The organism is Porphyromonas sp., assembly GCF_030529325.1.
GTDB lineage: Bacteria > Bacteroidota > Bacteroidia > Bacteroidales > Porphyromonadaceae > Porphyromonas_A.
Map to the genome: position 1 here is coordinate 1 of NZ_JAUMXC010000085.1, position 3,468 is coordinate 3,468.

Genomic DNA, 3,468 nt, shown 5'->3' on the forward strand with positions numbered 1-3,468 from the left:
ACGCCTCTTGCTACATTTTTATGCTCCGCAAGGGGCGTTTTCTTTCCATTTTCTTCGTCTTTCTCATTATGTGTGAGTAACTTTGCAGAATAAGCTATAATTTGAATGTATAAGCTGAAAATTAATACTTGAAAGGTCTTATAAAAAAGTGAAAACTTTCGGTAAAGAACTTCCTTTTTGTACTGAAAAAGAAGAGGAATCAAAAGAAGAATGACTATATGTTTCAGTAAGAGAATAAGCATTTCAAATTCCACAAAGCAGGACTGAATTTACCATCCCTATAGGGTAAAACATAGTTTGATGAAGCTGTGATGTGTTTCTAAAACCAAACTGCTCTAATGGCTTCTATGAACAATTATTTGATGTTGTTTATTGGGGAATTCAAAGATGACAGCAAGGTATAAGAAAATATACATATTAAAATTCTAAAATAAGATGGCTATATATAATAAAGGAGAGCTGGCAGGAATTGTTGGATACAAACAATTGTACCCAAATGGAGAAATGTATCCTCTCGAAAAACTCCTTGCTGGATTACCGCGTATTTGGGCTATCAGGTTAGTTTCAAATATGCAGAATAAGTTGGTTGGTAAACCTTTCTATAATCCTGATTTCAGAGATGAGAAAACGACTCAGATTGATGTGCCGAGATTCTTCTTTGGTCCTAATAATTTAGACCAGTTATTTGGTGCAATCCATAGGTATAAAGCCTATTTCGCACTGGAGACAGAAAGAAAGCAACAACCGATGGAATATGCAACTGGCAGTGAGACACCGCTGCTTTTGCTGAAATACATCATGGCTATGCCAGAAAGTGATGGTTCTGATAACATTGCGCAATTAGAGAAAAATTTATACATTTCTTTTTTGATAGCCAATGAAATTACCCTTAACAGAAATCAAGGGGAATCACCATACAAACAAGAGAATGATTTAGAATTGTATTTAGCCTGTCTTTTGATGTCGAGGTATGCGTATAATGACTTTATAAATCAGGAATCAGATATTAATGAATTGGTTAGGAATCAGAATATCCGAACTGTTAAGTTCTTCAATTTTGTGTCCCAGCATCCTCAACTCAAAGACCTATATGATGAATTTCTAAAAGTATACGGTCTTACATCATGGAAATATTATTTGAGAACATATTGGAGCATTTTAGCTTTAGCCAGAGATAAAACCGGTGTTATCAACTTTGAACGGCTTAGGGATGAAGAAAAATTATTATCTGAGCAGATAGTGGATAGAGATTCCATTGACATTCATGAAGTCATCCCCTTGGAAGATAATGTGGATTATCAAACTTTTAGAGAGAAACCATTTATTAAGATAGCGCCTCACGAATATGCCGTCATAGATGTTTCATTTATGATTTATAGGATGTTTGATGGGCTATATTTCATATTCAATGATTTGTGGAAATGTAAGTACCCTGATAATATGCAGGGGTTTAATACAATCTTTACAACAGAGTTTTCGGAAAAGACTATATTGGTAAATTGCCTGAAAGAAGTAACTAACACACATGGATGGTTTTCGCTTGCTGACGATGAATGTAGGAATGTAGTTCCCCAGAAGAAGTTGAGTTCTCCTCCAGATTTTTATATTCGAGACGGAAAGAATGTTATACTGTTTGAATGCAAGGATGTTAAAATACCCAAAGAGGTCAAGGCAGAAGGAACCATTCAGATACTCTTGAATGAAGTTGACAAAGACTTTGTGGGCTATCTGGATACTAAGAAAAACAAATGGCGTTATAAGGGTGTAGGACAGCTTGTTAGGAATGCTAAGAGGATTTTGGAAGGAGAATTTGCTTGGGATAAGAACATAGATAAAGATAGCAGAATATTCATGGTACTGGTATTAGCTGATGCAAGACAAGTAGATGCAGGCTGGAAAAACTACTTGCAGAGAAAGATGCGTGAAGAGTGCACTCGTCAGGGAATTGATTACAAGAGAATATGCCCGCTGATATTAATGGATCTAGGAACTCTTACCCTTTATAAGGGCAACTTTAAAAAGGACGGATTCCTAAAATACTTTACTCGCTACTATAAGCAAACAACCTTTGATCTCGCGACAATTAACATTGGCGATATGATGACAAATGTTATGAATCAGACCATGTCATTCAGTAGGTATATGGCAGGTGAAAGACTTTTGGACGGTGAAGAGTTGAGAATAGATGTAATGAGTGCAATAACCAAACAACCTAAACTGTTGGGACATCACTCTTATGTTACCAAGACAGTAGAATACGCAGACTTGTTTAATGGACAAGTAGAAGATGTGGAGACATGCCTTACAGGCATCAACAAACGATGGCTGATAGAAGGTGTAGTTCACATGATTAGTGTGGACTGTTTTGATAGCTTTTCGATGGAAGCGAAACATGGGCTTCTGGTTATGTTCCAAAACTATAGGGAAAGGTCTGAAGTCGAGCGACTATTTCGCCGATTGAAAGCACTAGAGGAAAAATTTAATAGTACTTGGCTGACATTGATTAATCATCGAGCACTTTATCGTCTATTAATAAAAGTATTGAGACTTCCCAATGAAAGAGAGGGTATAGGTGAGAGTTTTGAGGCATACGAAGCGTTGCTGAAAGCCATTTTGGTGGAGAACAGTATGGAGATGCAGCGTGAAAAGGAAATCTTGGTAAGGATAGATGGTGACACAGATATTCGAGATGCAAAGATTATTATGCAGCAAGATGTACTGAATATCGATCTATTTGGTGAGAATAAGAAGGAACTGGAAAAAGCACAGATTCTTAAGTTTGTGGCATTAACCAAATTTGGGAAAGAACACAAAGAGGTGGGTGAAGCCATCAGAAGGGTCGTGAATAATTATGGATTCCAGAATGAGTTCAGTTATATATTGTTGGCGCAAATGCCTTTGGCTGTTTATCACGATAAAAAGAATTTTAAAGAAGGTCTATATTGTGTGCATCGCCAAGACTATAAACAAACTAATGCTTTACGATTATGGGATGAGTTTACTACATATATTGCAGATAAATGTATTGATATATGGGATGTAAACAAGATGGATACAATCTTTGCCGAGCAGGAGTTGCTAGATAATACCTGTTTCAGAAAGTATCCTGTGCTGAAGATGTCCGAAGAAGAATACCTAATAGTATCGCAACCGTACTATACGCATTTATTGTTCGATGGCTTTTGGTGGAGTGTGAAAGAAGAATTAAAACTGGTTTATTCTGAAAAAACTATTATGAACTTGTTAACAAAAGATTTCTCGGAGGAGAAATTGTTCTATGAGTTGGTGAAACTTATGATAGGCGACAAGCGTATTCAAATCTACAATAAGCATTGTTTTGCGGCGCAACAATCAGCACCTGATATTGCTATCAAAACACGACATCATTTGTTTATGTTTGAATATAAAGACATGAGGGTTCATAGAAAAATCGCAGATGGAGGTGATATGAATCAGATGATGGATTTT

2 protein-coding genes are annotated in these 3,468 nt (G+C 36.4%); one reads left to right on the forward strand and one right to left on the reverse strand.

Features of this window, described 5'->3' with window-relative positions; all coding sequences use genetic code 11:
* A partial coding sequence (locus Q4A14_RS08850) for a hypothetical protein (RefSeq protein WP_303171502.1) occupies positions 1-254 on the reverse strand: 254 nt, incomplete at its 3' end.
* 181 nt (positions 255-435) lie between these two features.
* Here Q4A14_RS08850 and Q4A14_RS08855 point away from each other — a divergent pair.
* A partial coding sequence (locus tag Q4A14_RS08855) for a hypothetical protein (protein WP_303171503.1) occupies positions 436-3,468 on the forward strand: 3,033 nt, incomplete at its 3' end.